Below are 17,190 nucleotides of genomic sequence, written 5' to 3' on the forward strand. Positions count from 1 at the left end.
CGCCGTCACGGCCGCGGGTGCGTCCGCCGCCGGCTTGGCGTTGATGTAATGATTAACGATGTACGCCCCGATGATCGTTGCGAGCACCGAGGGGAAGATGTCCATCGAGATTTTAGCAATGTATTTCAGCATTCCGGCCACTCCCCGCGCGATCTGATGCGGGAACTTTGAGGCATAGTGAGGGATCAACTGCGACAGATCAATGGCAAAGGGGTACGCCGGAATTACGGCTTCAGCTCGACCTCAAGGAACACGATCTCGGTTGCGGTTTCGTTAAGCACGTCGTGCTGGACGCCGGCCTTGCGAAAATAGGATTTCCCGGCCGCAAGCTGTGCTTTGGACCGCTCGCCATTGGGTGCCACGATGGTCATTTCCCCTGCGGCCACGGGAACAATGACATAGTCCATGCCGTGGGTGTGATGCCCGGTGGCGGTGTTTGGCGCGAGCCGCCACTCGGTCACCCGAACCTGCTCATTGTCGATCTGGACCTCGGACTTGGCGGCAAGCATCGGAACTCTCCTCGGCATCATCCGGAAAACCGGTTCAGGGTACGAAAACCATGAACACATAGACGGCAAATACCACCATATGGACCAGCCCGAACAGGACATTGGTCCTGCCCGTACCGAAGGTCAGCATGCTCAGGAAGAAGGTCAGGAGCAAAAGCACGCCGCCCTGGCCGCTGAGGCCGCGCGTGAGCTCCTTGTCGAGCGCGTAGGTGGCGACACCGACCGCCGGGATGGCCAGCCCGATGGTGGCCAGCGACGAGCCGAGCGCAAGGTTGATGTTCTTCTGGAGGTCGTTCTTGCGGACCGCCGAGACGACCGCGACCCCTTCCGGCAGCAGGATCAGGAGCGCGACCAGAAGTCCGGCAAAGGCAGGCGGCGCGCCGATCCTGGCCGCGACGGCATCGACCACCAGCCAGAATTTCTTGGCCAGCAGCACGCCAGCAGCGCAATCAGCAGCAGCAGCACGACGCTGAGCACCAAGGTCCGGCCCGACAGATGCGCCTCGCACGGCCAGCGCCGGAAAGATCCAGGCCGACCGAGGCATCGGATTGTGAGCGCTTATCCATCGGCTCCAATTGTCTCAGTCGAGCAGTAGCAAATCGGGCGGCAGATTCAATGCCAGCGCAGGATCGGAGCGAACGGCAGCAGCGTCAGCAGCACGAACAGCGGGATCAGCACCGCGCTGGCCCGCACGAAATAACCGAAGAAGCTCGGCATCTCGATGCCGTTCTCGCTTGCGATGCTGCTCACCATGAAATTCGGCGCATTGCCGATATAGGTGAGCGCGCCCATGTAGACTGCGCCCATGGAGATGGAAGCGAGCGTGCCCGAGAGCTCATGCATCAGCACCTGTGGGTCGCCGCCGGCGAGCTCGAAGAACAACAGATAGGTCGGCGCATTGTCGAGAAACGCCGACATCAGACCGGTGAACCAGAAATAGGCAACCTCGCGCGGCGTGCCGTCCGGCCCTGTCACGGCCGACAACAGCCAGGCGAACGCGCCGTGATGGCCGGCATCCAGCATGGCAATGACCGGGATGATCGCGATAAAAATGCCGGCGAACAGCTTCGCGACTTCGCGGATCGGCTCCCAGGTGAAGCCGTTGGCCTGCCTGTGCTCGTCCGGCGTCAACCACACCGACAGGGCCGCTATGGCCAGCAGCGCCGCGTTGCGGACGATGTCTTCCAGCTCCAGCCTGGTTCCGAGAACGTCGAAGGCGATGCCGGGCTTCCACATCGCCGAGGCCAGCAGGCTCGCGACGACGGCCGCGATCAGCACCAGGTTGACGAGGCCGCGGATGCGGACCGGCTTCGCGGCGCCGACAGCGCCGGGCAAGGGTTCGCTGCGGAAACGCCAGACGTCGATGACGACGAAGATCGCGAGCAGCAGTCCGGCAACGATCGCCGTCTGCAGCCAGATGGTCCGCGTGGTCCAGAAGAAGTCGACGCCATGCAGGAAACCGACGAACAGCGGGGGATCGCCGAGCGGGCTCAGCGCGCCGCCGACATTGGCGACCAGGATGATGAAGAAGATGACGACATGGGCGTTGTAGCGCCGCGGCCGGTTGGCGCGGATCAGAGGGCGGATCAGGATCATGGCCGCCCCCGTGGTGCCGACGACGCTCGCCATCACCGTACCAAGCGCGAGGATGCCGGCATTTGATGCCGGCGTCGCCTTGATGTCGCCCGTCACGAGAATGCCGCCAGCCACGACATAGAGCGAGAACAGCAGCACGATGAAGCCGAGATATTCGGCGAGCATGGCGTGAACGAGCGCGGCCAACGTCGCCATGCTCCCGGCAAGGATGACGAGCGAGGCGAGTGCCAGCAGCGACCAGGCCGCGGCGATCTTGCCGTAATGGTGGTGCCAGACTTTTGCAAACAGCAGCGGCCCGAGCGCGATCGACAGCAGCAGGCCGGCAAAGGGCAGCGCATAGGGCCAGCCCATCACCGCGCCGTCGAGCCCGGTCGCCGCCCATGCGTGCTGTGGCAACAACACGACGAGGATCGCGGCGATGAACCCGCTCCCGCGCCGAACGAAAAGTCGTCTAGAAAGCAATGAAGCGCCTCGCCGTTTCAATCGCACCGAACGCATCGAGATTATCGTGTCCGCCGCCCGCAAAGCGAACGAACTGTTTCGGTTCATGCGCGAGCACGAACAGACGCTCTCCGAACACGATGGAAATGGCAAGGTCATCGGTGCCATGCATCACCAATAGCGGCACAGTGACGCGCGGGATGCGCTCGTCGGAATGAAATGGATCGCGCATCAGCAGACGCACCGGAACGTACCAGAACGACGAAGCTGCAATATCGGCCGTCGATGTATAGGGCGCTTCCAGGATGAGTTTTCCAACACGATGCTCCGAGGCGACCGCGACCGCCACGCCGGTCCCGAGTGAAAAGCCCCAGGCGACGGTTCGCTCCGCCGCGTAGCGCGCAGTGGTGAAGGCGTAGGCGGCCGCGGCATCGCGCAGCAGGCCGGCCTCACTCGGCGCCCCGCTTGAGCCGGCATAGCCGCGATAGGACAGCGCGACGAGGCCGGTGCCGTCCGCCGTCATGGCCTTGAGGCGGCTGACGCGACCGGCGAGATAATCGCCATTGCCCGGAAAATACAGGATCACGGGACGGCCTTGCTTCGCCGGCACGTGCCAGACGATGACCTTCTCGCCATCGGAGGTGGTCAGGAAGTGCTCTTCGGCCTCAGGGAGGCCTGCGGCGTCCGGCGCTGTGCGACCGACGGGCGGGATCGGAAACAGCATCTCGCGCTGCCTGACATACAGCACGAGGAGACCGGCGCAATAGACGGTCACGAGCAGGATGGCGATCCACTTGACGATGGTCATGATGACGCGGCCCGGCCCCCGTTCAGGGCTTTGCAGCAGCTCCGCAGCAATTTCATGACACCGCCCGAGGCGCCCCGGAACGTTGAGGCGCCCGCACGCCACCTGCTGAGCGGCGTACCACGCGACGCGCTGCTCGCGCGTCGCATTCGCAATGGTCGGTTTGTCTCCGCGTTACATCGCCTTGACGATGTTCTCGGTGACCTTCTTGGCGTCGCCGAGCAGCATCATGGTGTTGTCGCGATAGAACAGCGGATTGTCGATGCCGGCATAGCCCGAGGCGAGCGAGCGCTTGATGAACATCACGGTTCCGGCCTTCCAGACCTGGAGCACGGGCATGCCGTAGATCGGCGAGGTCTTGTCCTCTTCGGCCGCCGGATTGGTGACGTCGTTGGCGCCGATCACGAAAGCAATGTCGGCCTGCGCGAATTCAGAGTTGATGTCCTCGAGCTCGAACACCTCGTCATAGGGCACGTTGGCTTCGGCCAGCAGCACGTTCATGTGGCCGGGCATGCGGCCGGCGACCGGGTGAATGGCGTATTTCACCTCGACGCCTTCCTTTTTCAGGATGTCGCCCATTTCACGTAGCGCATGCTGGGCCTGCGCCACCGCCATGCCGTAGCCGGGCACGATGATGACCTTCTGCGCGTTCTTCATGATGAAGGCGGCGTCGTCGGCCGAGCCGAGCTTGGCCGGCTTCTGCTCGCCGCCGCCACCGCCCGCCGCCGCGGTCTCGCCGCCGAAGCCGCCGAGGATGACCGAGATGAAGGAGCGGTTCATCGCGTGGCACATGATGTAGGACAGGATCGCGCCGCTCGATCCCACCAGCGCGCCGGTGATGATCAGCGCGGAGTTGCCGAGCGTGAAGCCGATGCCGGCCGCGGCCCAGCCCGAGTACGAGTTCAGCATCGAAATGACGACCGGCATGTCGGCGCCGCCGATCGGGATGATCATGAGCACGCCGAGGGCCAGCGCGATGATGACGATCAGCCAGAAGTCGAGCGCGCTGCCCGACATCACCAGTCCGACGATGAAGACGACGAGGGCGATGGCGAGTGCGATGTTGATGAAGTGGCGGAACGGCAGGATGATCGGCGCACCGCTCATCCGCGCGGACAGCTTCAGGAACGCGATCACCGAGCCGGTGAAGGTCAGCGCGCCGATGGCGACGCCGAGCGACATCTCGACCAGGCTCTGCGGATGGATGTTGCCAGGGCTGCCGATGTCGAAGGCCTCCGGCGCATAGAACGCACCGGCGGCGACCAGCACCGCGGCCATGCCGACCAACGAATGGAACGCGGCGACCAGTTCCGGCATCGAGGTCATCGGCACGCGGCGCGCGATCACCGCGCCGACGCTGCCGCCGATCGCGATGCCAAGGATCACGAGGATCCAGGCGAGGCCGTCCGCCGGCGGATGACTGGCCAGCGTGGTGGCGACCGCGATCGCCATGCCGATCATGCCGAAGAAATTGCCCTGCCGCGATGAGGCGGGGCTGGACAGCCCGCGCAGTGACAGGATGAACAGCACACCCGCCACGAGATACAGAACTGCAGCCAGATTGGCGTTCATCTCAGGTCCCCTTTGCCTTTGTCACCCCGAGGTGCACGCCGCTCACTTCACCTTCTTCTTGTACATCGCCAGCATGCGCTGGGTGACAAGGAAGCCGCCGAAGATATTCACGCAGGCGAAAATGAGCGCGATGAAGCCGAAGCCGCGCGCCCAGCCCGAGCCGCTCGAGATCATGCCGACGCCGACCGCGAGCAGCGCGCCGACCACGATCACCGAGGAGATCGCATTGGTGACGCTCATCAGCGGCGTATGCAGCGCTGGGGTCACCGACCACACCACGAAATAGCCGACGAAAACGGCGAGAACGAAAATCGACAGTCGGAAGACGAAGGGATCGACGACCTGTGCAATATGCTCCATGACGGCTCTCCTTACGCTTTCGGCTGGAAATTCGGGTGGATGACGGCGCCGTCCCGGGTCAACGCGGTCGCCTTGACGAGCTCGTCGTCCCAGTTCACGGCCAGCGCCTTGCTGGTCTTGTCGACCATCGTTTCGATGAAGTTGAACAAATTGCGCGCGTAGAGGCTGGAGGCCGACGCCGCGACGCGGCCCGCGACGTTGGTATAGCCGACGATCTTGATGCCACCGACATCGGCGACCTCGCCCGCCTTGACGCCTTCGACATTGCCGCCGCGCTCGACAGCGAGATCGACCAGCACCGATCCCGGCTTCATCGACTTGACCATGTCGGCCGTGACGAGCCTCGGCGCAGGCCGGCCCGGAATCAGCGCGGTGGTGATCACGATGTCCTGCTTCTTGATGTGCTCGGCGGTGAGCGCGGCCTGCTTGGCCTGGTACTCCTTGGACATTTCCTTGGCGTAGCCGCCGGCGGTCTGCGCGTTCTTGAATTCCTCGTCCTCGACGGCGAGGAATTTTGCACCGAGCGATTCGACCTGCTCCTTGGTGGCGGGCCGGACGTCGGTCGCGGTGACGACGGCGCCGAGACGGCGCGCGGTCGCGATCGCCTGGAGGCCGGCGACGCCGACGCCCATCACGAACACTTTGGCGGCGGGCACTGTGCCGGCCGCGGTCATCATCATCGGGAAGGCGCGTCCGAAGGCCTCGGCGCCCTCGATCACGGCGCGGTAGCCGGCGAGGTTGGCCTGCGAGGACAGCACGTCCATCACCTGCGCGCGCGTGATGCGCGGCATCAATTCCATCGCGAAGGCGGAGACGCCGGCATCGGCGATCGTCTTCAGCGCGGCCTCGTTGCCGTAGGGGTCCATGATGGCGATGACGAGCGCGCCGCGCTTGTACTGCGCCAACTCGGAGGCTTCGGGGCGCTTCACCTTGATGATGATGTCGGCGTCCTTCAGCGCGTCGGCGCTGACGGTGGCGCCCACGGCGGTGAATTCGGAGTCCGGCAGGCCCGATTTGAGGCCGGCGCCCGGCTCGATGGCGATCTCGGCGCCTAACGCCTTGAACTTCTTCACCGTATCCGGCGAAGCGGCGACCCGCGGCTCCGACGGATCGATTTCCTTGGCAACGGCGATCTTCATAGGCCCTCCGGCGACGCGGGAAAGAGCGCGCACGCGAACTTAGCGTTACTCCCGCAACGTTGGATACCGGTTTTCAATCCGGCTTGATTGCAAATTTTATGGGCACCGACGGCGCTGGCGGTGCTGCAGGCGGTGGATCAGGTCAGGAAGATCGCCATCAGGATCACGATAAGCGCGACCGAGACCGTGCCGTACTTCACCAGCTTGATGAAGCCCTCGTAGGTCTGCTCGTGGGCAACGTAGTCGTTGCCGTCGGCGGTGCTGTACGCCACTTCGCTATGGTCGGCCATGAATTGTCCCCAGTCGAAAGTCGAATTTCATGGCTGGGATACCGCAAACTTTCGGGCAGGGCAACGGCAGGCAGGCGCGGTTTCCCGGCAAATCAGGTCATTTGGAATTCCGATTGGTGGGAATTCGGCTCAGACCGGTATTCCTCCCGTCAGAGGCGATCTCCGGTGCCACGAGCCGAAGGCCTCTCAGCGCAGACCGAGCGCACGGCGGACCGCGCCGATCGGCTCCACCTTGCTGTCGCAGAAATTTCGCTTTGCGCAGCGTTCTCCCGGAACGTTGACGACGATCGCATCCGCGCCGGCATCCTCAGTGAGAAATCCGTGCGTCATGTGGAAACCCAGCGCGCGGTAGACCTCGAACTGCTCCTCCGAGAAGAACTGGTCGCCGGTGGTTTCGTGCGGGAAGGTGTCGTTGCGGCGTGCATAGTCGCGGATGTAGTCGTTCTCGTCTCCGGTCAGGGACGATTTGATGTACACGAGGTACCCCTTCTCCCCCGAGCCGTAGTCGATTGTGCCGACCGCCATGTGCGGTCCGCCCGCCGCGCGCCGGGCCGCGGCCGGGGATTTGGTTGCGTTGCATTTCATCCACTCGAGCGTCGTGTTGCGGATCGGCGTCCACGGCAGGTCGATGATGATCCCGAGATCAATGCGCGCATAACGCTGCAGCGTCACCAGCGACGAGAAATTCATCGGCGCATCGGCTTCGGCGTCAACCGCGATGATCACCTTGCAGCGTCGTCGCAACAACTCGTAGACACCGAGATTCTCGATGTGTCCGCCGTCCGTCAGATAGACCGCATCGGCATTCTCGTAGAGCCGGCCCGAGATCTCAGACCATAAAAACAAGGGGGTTGAGTGGTGCTGCGGCTTGTCCTTTGTCGAGACCCAGCGCGGGTTCTTCAACCAGTACCCCAGGCGCACATTGAGGAGCGCCAGGGTCGGGGTCAGCGAGCGGATCGACCCCGAGCCCATGTTCGACGAAGCGGCGGCCCCGGAGATCGCCATCGCGGTCGCAAGATCGAGGCCCGGCGCGACCTTCTCGAAGGCCGGTGTATTCGCATAGCCGGTGGCCTCGCTGCCGACGTGCAGCGGCGAGAATATGAAGAAATCCGCGTTCCGTCCCCGCCGATTGGCGAAGTCGGATCCCTGGATGTTCAGCGCGGCGTTGATGATGGGATATGGCGAGGCCAGACTGCATCTTTTCGATGTCGTGACCGTCATCGCTCCCGCTGGATCGACGCCGTAGTCCAACTGATGCAGCAGACCGCTCAGCTTCTCCTCGTCGAGCGGAAGGAAATCCCTCCCCTGGTCCAGGCTCGGCATGTTCCGCGACGGCTCCCCGTCGGCGTAATAGAGCGGATTGAACAAGAAGGCCTTGCTGAGGCGATCGCGATAGAGCCGGTGCAACGAATTGGCATTCGGCCCGAGAACCCACGACAGGCCGAACAGGGCCGAGCCCGACAAGAAGTAGAGCAGCACCATCCGCCAGCTGACAGAGTTGCCGAACTGGTACTTCGACCACGTGAATGTCTCCGGGGACTGCAATGACGCAACGGAAAACAGCCATGCGGGGATGTGCGAGATCGGCCCCACCGGCTTGGAGACGACGGCCTTCGCTTCGCCGTTGGTGATCTCGGCCGAGAGCTTGCGCGTCGCCGAGTCGAACTGGACATTTCCCTTGACGTCGACACCGGCCGCGGGCGGCACGGGTTGCACGCCAGCCGCTCCCCACTCCTCGATCATGGGGTATTGGCGGTAGACGGCGTCGAGCGCTTTGTCGTTCGCGATGCCCCAATAGCAAAGATAGAGATATCCGACCCAGATCAGTAAGGGCAGCGCCAGTCCCGCGACAAGCACGGCTGCTTTCGCCGCATGGGCCAGCAGGCGTGAGCCCAGGTCCGAGGCGCCGGCGCCCTTCAGCAGGTCGGCGAATTGCTGCCGGAACAGCGTGACGGCCGCCGCAACCGGCGCAGTGATGGCCGCAAGCGATTGGACCCACTTGATTGCGACGCCCCCAACGATGCCGCCGGACTGGATCGTGTTGGCGTCGGCGACATCGAACATCTGGGCGATCATGAAGGGCTGGAATTCGAAGAAGCAGATGACGGCAAGCAGAACGAGATAGGTCGCGCCGACAGTCGACGGATAGCCGCGGAATTCACCTCTCTTGGTCGACGAAATCGAGCGCAGCACCGCCCAGCCGAAGAAAAGCGCGAGGCCGAGCAGGACCGCTGCAAGCGAAAGGCCAAAATGATCGACGTTCAGGCAGCTGGCGATCGCACAGATGAGACCCATCGCAAACGCAAGACCGGCCAGGTACCGAAACAGCTCGCGCCGCCCCACATTGAAAAGGCGCCCGACCAACAAAAGCAGCAAGGCCGCAACAAGGCCGACAAGAAAGTAGGCAGGCATCAATCCCAGGCTGGAGAGGGGACCAAGATTGTGGGTGTCGTCGACGCTCAGCCCGAAGAAATTGGTCGTATAGAGTGACGAGCGTGCGGCGTTGGACAGGATCGTGATCACGGCAACGAGCAGTACGACCGGCAGCGTCAGGCTCAGATTGGCAACGAGTCCACGCACGACGATTGCGACGCCCGTGATCAGATCTCGCGCGCCGGCCGGAACGAGGTAGTTCGAATAGTTCCGGATATGGCCTACCGCAGGCGTGTCACTGATCTCATTGGCGCTCTCGGCTCCGGGTGTCGGCGTGCTTCCGAAGACGAAATTCTGCGCCCGCGTCATGGTCGCCGTGAACGAACAGCCGGTGTAACCGCCACCCGATACGGTCGACAGATAGTCGATGTGCTTGATCAGCCCGTGGTGATTGAAAGCCTGCAAGACGCCGAGGCAGATTGCGGAGGATCGGATCCCGCCGCCTGACAGCGCAAGGCCGACCGTGTCGATCGCCTTTTCGTCGCCAGGGTACGCAACGGCATCCATGCCCTGGGCGAGGCGGCGGTTGTTGATGGCTGCGAGCTCGCGCTTGACGATCTTGCGGTGCTGCGTCCCCCACAGTTGCTGTTCCTCGACAGCCCGTGGCGGCTCCACCTTGGGGTCTGGGGCACTGATCCTGGCCATGTTCGCCTCCCTGGCCGAGCACACCACGACGATCAACAATCATAGATTGCATTGCAGGTCGAAACTGCCTTGCAAGAATTAGTCTGGCCCCAGGCACAAACGTTCAATGTGCAGGACGGGATCTATACAACCCCGCCCCGCCCGTCGTTGGAACAACGGGACATTCGGACAGCCGACCCAAGCCGCTCGCTGCAGCGCCGAAGACGGCTCGCCTTCAATCCATCGCTTCCAGTTCGTCGATCATGCCGGCGATGACGCTCAGGCCGCCGTCCCAGAACTTTGGATCCTTGGCATCGAGCCCGAACGGCCGCAGCAGTTCGGAATAATGCTTGGTGCCGCCGGCGGCGAGCATGTCGAGATACCGTTCAGCGAATCCCTCGGCCGCATTCTCGTAGACGGCGTAGAGCGAGTTCACGAGACAATCGCCGAACGCATAGGCGTAGACGTAGAACGGCGAATGGATGAAGTGCGGGATGTACATCCAGTAGTTCTCGTAGCCCGCTTTGATTTCGATTGCCGGCCCCAGGCTCTCGCCCTGCACAGAGAGCCAGATCTCGCCGAGCCGCGTCGCGGTGAGCTCGCCGTTCTTGCGCTCGGTGTGGACCGCGCGCTCGAAGGAATAGAACGCGATCTGCCGCACCACGGTGTTGATCATGTCCTCGACCTTGCCGGCGAGCAGCGCCTGGCGCTGCTTTGCGCTCCTGGTCTGCGCCAGCAGCCGCCGGAAGGTCAGCATCTCGCCGAACACGCTCGCGGTCTCCGCCAGCGTCAGCGGCGTCGGCGCCATCAATGCGCCGTTCCTGGCCGCCAGCACCTGGTGCACGCCGTGGCCGAGCTCATGGGCGAGCGTCATCACGTCGCGTGGCTTGCCCTGGTAGTTCATCAGCACGTAGGGGTGCGCGGACGGCGTGGTCGGATGCGAGAAGGCCCCCGGCGCCTTGCCCGGGCGCACCGGCGCGTCGATCCAGCGGTCGGTGAAGAAGCGCTCGGCGATGTCAGCCATCTTTGGCGAGAAGCCGCGATAGGCGGTGAGCACCATGTTTCGCGCGTCGCCCCAGCCGATCACGTCGGTCGCAGCAAAGGGCAGCGGCGCGTTGCGGTCCCAATAGGCCAGGCGCTTCCTGCCGAACCAGCGTGCCTTCAGCGCGTAGTAGCGATGCGACAATTTTGGATAGGCCGCGCGGACCGAGGCGACCAGCGCATCCACCACCTCGCGCTCGACGCGGTTATTCAGATGCCGGGAATCCGCGACGTCCTTGAAGCCGCGCCAGCTGTCGGAGATGTCCTTGTCCTTGGCCAGGGTGTTCGTGATCAGCGCAAAGGTGCGCTCATTGGTCTTGAAAGTCTTTGCGAGCGCCTCTGCCGCGGTCTTGCGCTTGGCGCCGTCGCGGTCCTGCAACAGATTGAGCGTTGGCTCGATCGCGAGATCCTTGGGCCCGACCTTGAAGCGCAAGCCCGAGATGGTCTGGTCGAACAGCCGGTTGAAGGCGGAATAGCCGGTCTGCGCCTTCTCCAGGAAGAGCTGCTCGAGCTTGTCGTCGAGCTGGTACGGCTTCTCCTTGCGCAGATCCTCGATCCAGGGACGGTAGTGCGCGAGCTCGGTGGCCTGCATCGCGCGGTTCAAAATATCGTCATCGATGCGATTGAGCTCGAGCGCGAAGAACAGCAGATGTGTCGATGCCGCCGTCAGGCGCTCGGAAACGTCGCCGTAAAACTTTGAAATCTTGGGGTCCACGCTGTCGCCGGCATGAACGAGGCCGGCGTACGAGCCGAGCCGGCCGGCGAGGTCGTCGATCGCCTCATAGCGTCGCACGGCTTCAGCGAGCCATTTTCCGCCATCTTCCTTTGCTGTTCCTGTTGCGAGCTTGCCCTTGTAGTCCGTCTCGAACGCGACGCAATCGGCATCCATCTTTGCGAGATCGCGCGCCACTTCCGGTGCATCGATCCCGGAATAGAGGTCGGCGAGGTTCCACTCCGGAAGCTTGCCGGTCTTGCTCGCAGGCTTTGCGGGTGAAGGCTTGGCAAGCGAAGACTTGGCGGGTGAACGCTTGGAGGGTTTTGCCTTGGCTGTCTTGGTGTTCGGCTTGCGAAGAGCGGGCTTGCTGATGGCGGGCTTCTTAACTGCAGGCTTGGAGCGCGAATTCATTGTGTGGGAAACCTGTGTTCAACAATCGCGACGGCGGGCGGGGGCATCAGGATTTAACAGTGCGTTAATCGGCTTCGGCCAGAGTGCCCCGATTCGAGACAGATAGTAGTAGCGTGCGGGGAACACCATGGCTGCCAGTATTTTGATCGCCGACGACGACGCTGTAGCCCGCCGGCTGGTCGAAAACATGGTGCAGAAATGCGGCTATGAGACGATCGTGGTGGACTCCGGCGACGCGGCGATTGCCGCCCTCACCGCCCCTGACGCGGCCATCGACGGCGTCATCCTCGATCTCGTGATGCCCGGCCTCGACGGCATGGGCGTGCTGGCGAAAATCCGCGAAGCGGGTCTCAGCATCCCCGTCATCGTGCAGACGGCCCATGGCGGCATCGACAATGTAATCTCGGCGATGCGCGCGGGCGCGGCCGATTTCGTGGTCAAGCCGGTCGGCCTGGAGCGGCTCCAGGTCTCTCTTCGCAACGCGCTCAACTCCTCGGCGCTCAAGGGCGAATTGCAGCGCATCCGTCACAGCCGCGAGGGCCGGCTGACCTTCTCCGACATCATCACCCGCGCCGAGGCGATGGCGAGCGTGATGCGCGCGGCGCAGAAAGCAACAAACTCCTCGATCCCCGTGCTGATCGAGGGCGAGTCCGGCGTCGGCAAGGAGATGTTCGCGCGTGCCATCCATGGCAGCGGCGAGCGCAAGGCAAAGCCGTTCGTCGCGGTCAATTGCGGCGCGATCCCCGACAACCTCGTCGAGTCCATCCTGTTCGGTCACGAGAAGGGCGCCTTCACCGGCGCCACCGAACGCCACACCGGCAAGTTCGTCGAAGCCCATGGCGGCACGCTATTCCTGGACGAGGTCAGCGAGCTGCCGCTGAGCGCGCAGGTCAAGCTGCTTCGCGCGCTCCAGGAAGGCGCGGTCGAGGCGGTCGGCGGCCGCAGACCCGTGAAGGTCGACGTCCGCATCATCTCGGCGACCAATCGCAGGCTGCTGGAGCGGGTCAAGCAGGGCCACTTCCGGGAAGACTTGTTCTATCGCCTGCATGTGCTGCCGCTCACGATCCCATCGCTACGCGCCCGGCGCGAGGACATTCCGCATCTGCTCAGGCATTTCCTGGCGCGCTTTGCCGCCGAGGAGAACCGCCCCATCACCGGCATCAGCGGCGAGGCCGTTGCTCACCTTGCCCAGCTCGATTGGCCCGGCAACATCCGCCAGCTCGAAAACGCGGTCTACCGGGCCGTGGTGATGAGCGACGGCGACCAGCTTGGCCTTGACGACTTCCCCCTGATCGCCTCGCAGCCACATCCGGGAACAGACATTCCGACCGCGCCGCTGATGCTGGAGCCGATCGCGGCCCCCTCCGTCGTGTCGGGTAATGACATACCGATCGCACCGCTGCCGCAAGCGGGTGCTCTCTCCATGCTGACCGCGACCGGCGACGTCCGGCCGCTGGAGGATATCGAGAACGAGATCATCCGTTTCGCGATCTCGCATTACCGCGGGCAGATGTCCGAGGTCGCCCGCCGCCTCAAAATCGGCCGGTCCACCCTCTACCGCAAACTCGAGGAGGCCGGGGTTCCCGGCCATGGCGGCAAAAGCGGTGAGGAGACGCACTGAGCCTGACGCGAACGGAGGTTCGTCCGGGCGGAGCGATACGACCGTAAGCCGTTCGTACGACGACGGAATTCGACTGCGATTTGAACCGTGACTTGGAAGTGACAGACACAGGGAAAAGCGCGTGGCAGAAGCGCACAATCCGTTGCCAAGAGGCTTGCTTGAAGTCAGTTTGTCGTGAGTTGTCCCGGGTAGCGCTGGCTGCGAAATCGGGGCCTGTATATCGTCTGCGTAGGATTCGTTGCGTGCAGGCGTGCAACTTTCGAAAGGCCGGCGCGGTTTAGCCGAAGCTCAATAGGCGATAACGAAGCTGTTCCACGGGGGACAGTTCACCCGAGGGGTGCGACACAATGCGTGACTGTTTGAACCACCGTGCAGGCTTTGACCGTGTCTTGATGACGGTCGCGGCGACCTTCCTCACGGTATCGGCCAGCTCGGCCCTGGCGCAGGATCAGGCGCGCAGCAGCGCTGCCGAGCTCGCGATCGAAGCCGCGATCCCGCGCCCCGAACCCGCAAACGTCCCGCCCCCGACCGCATCCGACATCAAGCTCGACACCACCGCCACGGTTCAGGACTCGGCAAAGGAGCCGGTCAAAGAACCCGTGAAGGCCGAAGCCGCTCCCGCGCCGGACAAGGTCGAGACCAAGCCTTCCGACGTCGCCACCACGCCGGCGACCGAGGCGCCGAAGAGCGAGACGGCGAAGACGGAACCTGCCAAGGCCGACACGGCGACAACGCCGGCCGCGCCCGCCACCGCTGCGGCTCCGGCCTCGGAGCCGGTGAAGGCCGCGAGCAACGTTCCCGCCGCCGACCAGCCGGTCGCCGACAAGCTCAAGGACGCCATCGGCGCCAAGGCTTCACGCTATTTCGACCGCAAGAACGAGCGCGCGACGATCGAGAAGTTTTACGGTGCACGCGACTTCGCGCCGGTCTGGACCCAGGCCGGCAGCCTGACCGCTGCGGCCAAGGGCGTGATCGCACGGCTGAAGGACGCGGCGTCCGACGGTCTCAATCCCGCCGATTACCCGCTGCCGGACTTCGCAGCCGCCACGACACCCGATACGCTCGCCGATGCCGAGCTCAAGCTCACCGCCAGCATGTTCGACTATGCGCGCCAGGCTCAGAGCGGCCGCATGCACTGGTCACAGGTCAGCGGCGACATCCTCTATCCCGAGCATCCGATCGATCCGAACGAGGTGCTCGCCAAGGTCACGACGGCGGCGGACGCCTCCGCGGCGCTCGACAGCTACAATCCGCCGCAGAAGCTTTACAAGGAGCTGAAGGCGAAGCTCGCAGAGCTCCGCGGCCAGGGCAACGGCCCGGTGATCGAGATCGCCGATGGTCCGACGTTGAAATACACCCCGGCCGGCAAGAAGCAGGCTGAAATCGTCGTTGAAGATCCGCGCGTGCCGCAGCTGCGCGCCAAGCTCGGCATCACCGAGAACGCCAACGACACCCGCTATGACGCGGCGGTCGCCGAAGCCGTGCGCAAGTTCCAGAACAGCGCCGAAATCAAGGCGACCGGCATCCTCGACGACAAGACGGTCAAGGCGATCAACACCCCGAAGCGCGACAAGCAGATCGACGTGGTGCTCGTGAACATGGAGCGCTGGCGCTGGCTGCCGCGCGACCTGGGCGTGCCCTCGCTCGGCGATGCCTACGTCATCCTCAACATTCCCGACTACACGCTGAAGGTAATGCAGCGCGGCCAGCAGGTCTGGACCACCCGCGTCGTCACCGGCAAGCCCGGCACGCATGCGACCCCGCTGCTCACCGAGACGATGAAGTACATCACGGTCAATCCGACCTGGAACGTGCCGCCGTCGATCGTCTACAACGAATATCTGCCGGCACTTCAGCAGGACCCGACCGTACTCCAGCGCATGGGCCTCAAGCTCGAGCAGAACCGCGACGGTTCAGTGCACATCTCCCAGCCGCCCGGTGAAGCCAATGCGCTCGGCCGCATCCGCTTCAATTTCCCCAACAAGTTCTTGGTCTATCAACACGACACGCCGGACAAGAACCTGTTCGCCCGGGACGAACGCGCCTTCAGCCACGGCTGCATGCGCGTGCAGAACCCGGATCAGTACGCGTCGGTCCTGCTCAACATCGCGATGCCGAACGAGAAGTACACGCCGGAACGCATCCGCAGCATGTACGGCAAGAGCGAGATCGACTTGAAATTCCCGACCCCGATCCCGGTCAACATCACCTATCAGACCGCATTCGTGGACGATGGCGGCAAGCTGCAATTCCGCAAGGACGTCTATGGCCGCGACGCGACCATGATCAACATCCTGAAGAACGGTCGCGGCAAGGATCTCGAGAACGTGGTCGCGCACTCCCAGCCGAGCTATTCACGCCCGGCAACGACGCTGCCGAACGGCGTCCTGGCGGCCAATGGCGGCTCGTCCGGCCCGAATTTCTTCGAGCGCCTGTTCGGAGCGCCGACCCCGCCGCCGGCTCCGGTCGGCCGCCGTCCGCAGCAGCAGCGGGTGTTCACCCGCTGAGCCAGGCCCGCCCCGGGTCTGATTTCCTGAAATTCAGCAATAAAATCAGCGACCTCATCCTCTGGATGGGGTCGCTTAACGTTAACCATTCTCCACCTGACCTCGGGCAGCGGGCCTTTTTTCGCCACACTCACCCGGTTAGGTTCGCGATCTGACTTGGTTTGGGGGCGGGAAGGTCAACCTCGAATTAACCTTCTCGCTTTAACAAAGCGTTCATCCTCTTTCGCGCGCTACGGGGTTAGCGGGAGAGTCCATTTTGAACGCTCGTCGACTGGGTGGGCTCTAACGTGCTGACTGGAATCGCACGCCAATTCGCTGTGCTGTCGTTGTCCCATGCGGGAGTGAAGGCCGGATCACGGATCGGCCTCGCTGCCGTATTGCTGCTTGCTGCCGCGGGTTCAGTTCATGACGCCGCCGCGCTCAACGAGACCAAGACGCTCTCCTTCCACCACACCCATTCCGGCGAAGACCTTACCGTCACCTTCAAGCGCGACGGGCGCTACGACGAAGCGGCGCTGAAGCAGCTCAATCACTTCCTGCGCGACTGGCGCAGCCAGGACGAGACGGTCATGGACCGTCACCTCTTCGACATCCTCTGGGAAGTCTACCGCGACGTCGACGGCAAGCAGCCGATCCAAATCATCTCCGCCTACCGCTCGCCCGCCACCAACTCCATGCTCCGCCGCCGCTCCTCCGGCGTGGCGCGCTTCAGCCAGCACATGCTGGGGCATGCGATGGACTTCTACATCCCGAACGTGCCGCTGGAGCAGATCCGCTTCGCCGGCCTGCGCCTCCAGCGCGGCGGCGTCGGCTTCTATCCGACCTCAGGCTCGCCGTTCGTACATCTGGACACCGGCAGCATCCGGCATTGGCCGCGCATGACGCATGACCAGCTCGCCCGGGTCTTCCCGGACGGACGCACCGTCCATGTCCCAACCGACGGCACGCCGCTGAAGGGCTATGAGCTCGCCAAGGCCGAGATCGAGCGGCGGGGCAGCGGCGAAGATTCCGGCAGCAAGTCGAATTTCTTTGCCGCCCTGTTCAAGGGCAAGCCGGCTCCGGCGGCCGCGAGCAACGACGAGGATGACGAGGGCGCGCCCGCTCCGGCCGCGAAGCCTGTCGCGCC

The 17,190-nt window shown here is 63.8% G+C and carries 12 protein-coding genes and 1 pseudogene; 3 read left to right on the top strand and 10 right to left on the bottom strand.

Going from position 1 to position 17,190, the window contains the following annotated elements:
• Positions 1 to 224 precede the first annotated feature (224 nt).
• From IVB47_RS24495 to IVB47_RS24540, 10 genes and pseudogenes are all read right to left on the bottom strand, one after another.
• Complete coding sequence (locus tag IVB47_RS24495) at positions 225 to 509, bottom strand: cupin domain-containing protein (protein WP_247465059.1); 285 nt, start codon at positions 507 to 509, stop codon at positions 225 to 227.
• A gap of 34 nt (positions 510 to 543) precedes the next feature.
• Positions 544 to 1,010 (bottom strand): annotated as a pseudogene (locus IVB47_RS24500) (ionic transporter y4hA); the annotation flags it as partial.
• A gap of 111 nt (positions 1,011 to 1,121) precedes the next feature.
• Positions 1,122 to 2,603 carry a sodium:proton antiporter gene (locus IVB47_RS24505; RefSeq protein ID WP_027570359.1) on the bottom strand — a complete coding sequence of 494 codons (1,482 nt, stop codon included), beginning with the start codon at positions 2,601 to 2,603 and terminating at the stop codon, positions 1,122 to 1,124.
• Positions 2,557 to 3,354: an alpha/beta hydrolase gene (locus IVB47_RS24510; RefSeq protein WP_247465063.1), complete on the bottom strand. Its 798-nt coding sequence runs from the start codon at positions 3,352 to 3,354 to the stop codon at positions 2,557 to 2,559. The genes IVB47_RS24505 and IVB47_RS24510 overlap by 47 nt, the downstream gene beginning before the upstream one ends.
• Before the next feature lie 171 nt (positions 3,355 to 3,525).
• Positions 3,526 to 4,923, bottom strand: a complete 1,398-nt coding sequence (locus IVB47_RS24515) for an NAD(P)(+) transhydrogenase (Re/Si-specific) subunit beta (protein ID WP_247287601.1) — start codon at positions 4,921 to 4,923, stop codon at positions 3,526 to 3,528.
• 42 nt (positions 4,924 to 4,965) lie between these two features.
• On the bottom strand, positions 4,966 to 5,283 hold the full coding sequence (locus tag IVB47_RS24520; RefSeq protein ID WP_007596278.1) for a proton-translocating transhydrogenase family protein: 318 nt from the start codon (positions 5,281 to 5,283) through the stop codon (positions 4,966 to 4,968).
• 11 nt (positions 5,284 to 5,294) lie between these two features.
• The gene (locus IVB47_RS24525; protein ID WP_247287600.1) at positions 5,295 to 6,422 is read right to left on the bottom strand and encodes a Re/Si-specific NAD(P)(+) transhydrogenase subunit alpha; all 1,128 of its coding nucleotides are present in this window, start codon (positions 6,420 to 6,422) and stop codon (positions 5,295 to 5,297) included.
• Between the two features lie 137 nt (positions 6,423 to 6,559).
• The gene (locus tag IVB47_RS24530) at positions 6,560 to 6,712 is read right to left on the bottom strand and encodes an aa3-type cytochrome c oxidase subunit IV (protein WP_007596280.1); all 153 of its coding nucleotides are present in this window, start codon (positions 6,710 to 6,712) and stop codon (positions 6,560 to 6,562) included.
• Between the two features lie 186 nt (positions 6,713 to 6,898).
• Positions 6,899 to 9,790 carry a cell division protein gene (locus tag IVB47_RS24535; protein ID WP_247465066.1) on the bottom strand — a complete coding sequence of 964 codons (2,892 nt, stop codon included), beginning with the start codon at positions 9,788 to 9,790 and terminating at the stop codon, positions 6,899 to 6,901.
• Positions 9,791 to 10,004: 214 nt separating this feature from the next.
• Positions 10,005 to 11,936 carry a M3 family oligoendopeptidase gene (locus tag IVB47_RS24540; protein WP_247465069.1) on the bottom strand — a complete coding sequence of 644 codons (1,932 nt, stop codon included), beginning with the start codon at positions 11,934 to 11,936 and terminating at the stop codon, positions 10,005 to 10,007.
• 127 nt (positions 11,937 to 12,063) lie between these two features.
• On the opposite strand from IVB47_RS24540, the gene IVB47_RS24545 reads away from it, so the two are divergent.
• The 3 genes from IVB47_RS24545 to IVB47_RS24555 all read left to right on the top strand — a co-directional run.
• Positions 12,064 to 13,557: a sigma-54 dependent transcriptional regulator gene (locus IVB47_RS24545; protein WP_247465071.1), complete on the top strand. Its 1,494-nt coding sequence runs from the start codon at positions 12,064 to 12,066 to the stop codon at positions 13,555 to 13,557.
• Positions 13,558 to 13,904: 347 nt separating this feature from the next.
• Complete coding sequence (locus IVB47_RS24550) at positions 13,905 to 16,064, top strand: L,D-transpeptidase family protein (RefSeq protein ID WP_247401056.1); 2,160 nt, start codon at positions 13,905 to 13,907, stop codon at positions 16,062 to 16,064.
• Positions 16,065 to 16,351: 287 nt separating this feature from the next.
• Positions 16,352 to 17,190 (top strand): DUF882 domain-containing protein (locus IVB47_RS24555; RefSeq protein ID WP_247465074.1); only part of this gene is annotated, 839 nt, incomplete at its 3' end.

This window comes from Bradyrhizobium sp. 62 (genome assembly GCF_023073035.1).
Taxonomy (GTDB): Bacteria; Pseudomonadota; Alphaproteobacteria; order Rhizobiales; family Xanthobacteraceae; genus Bradyrhizobium.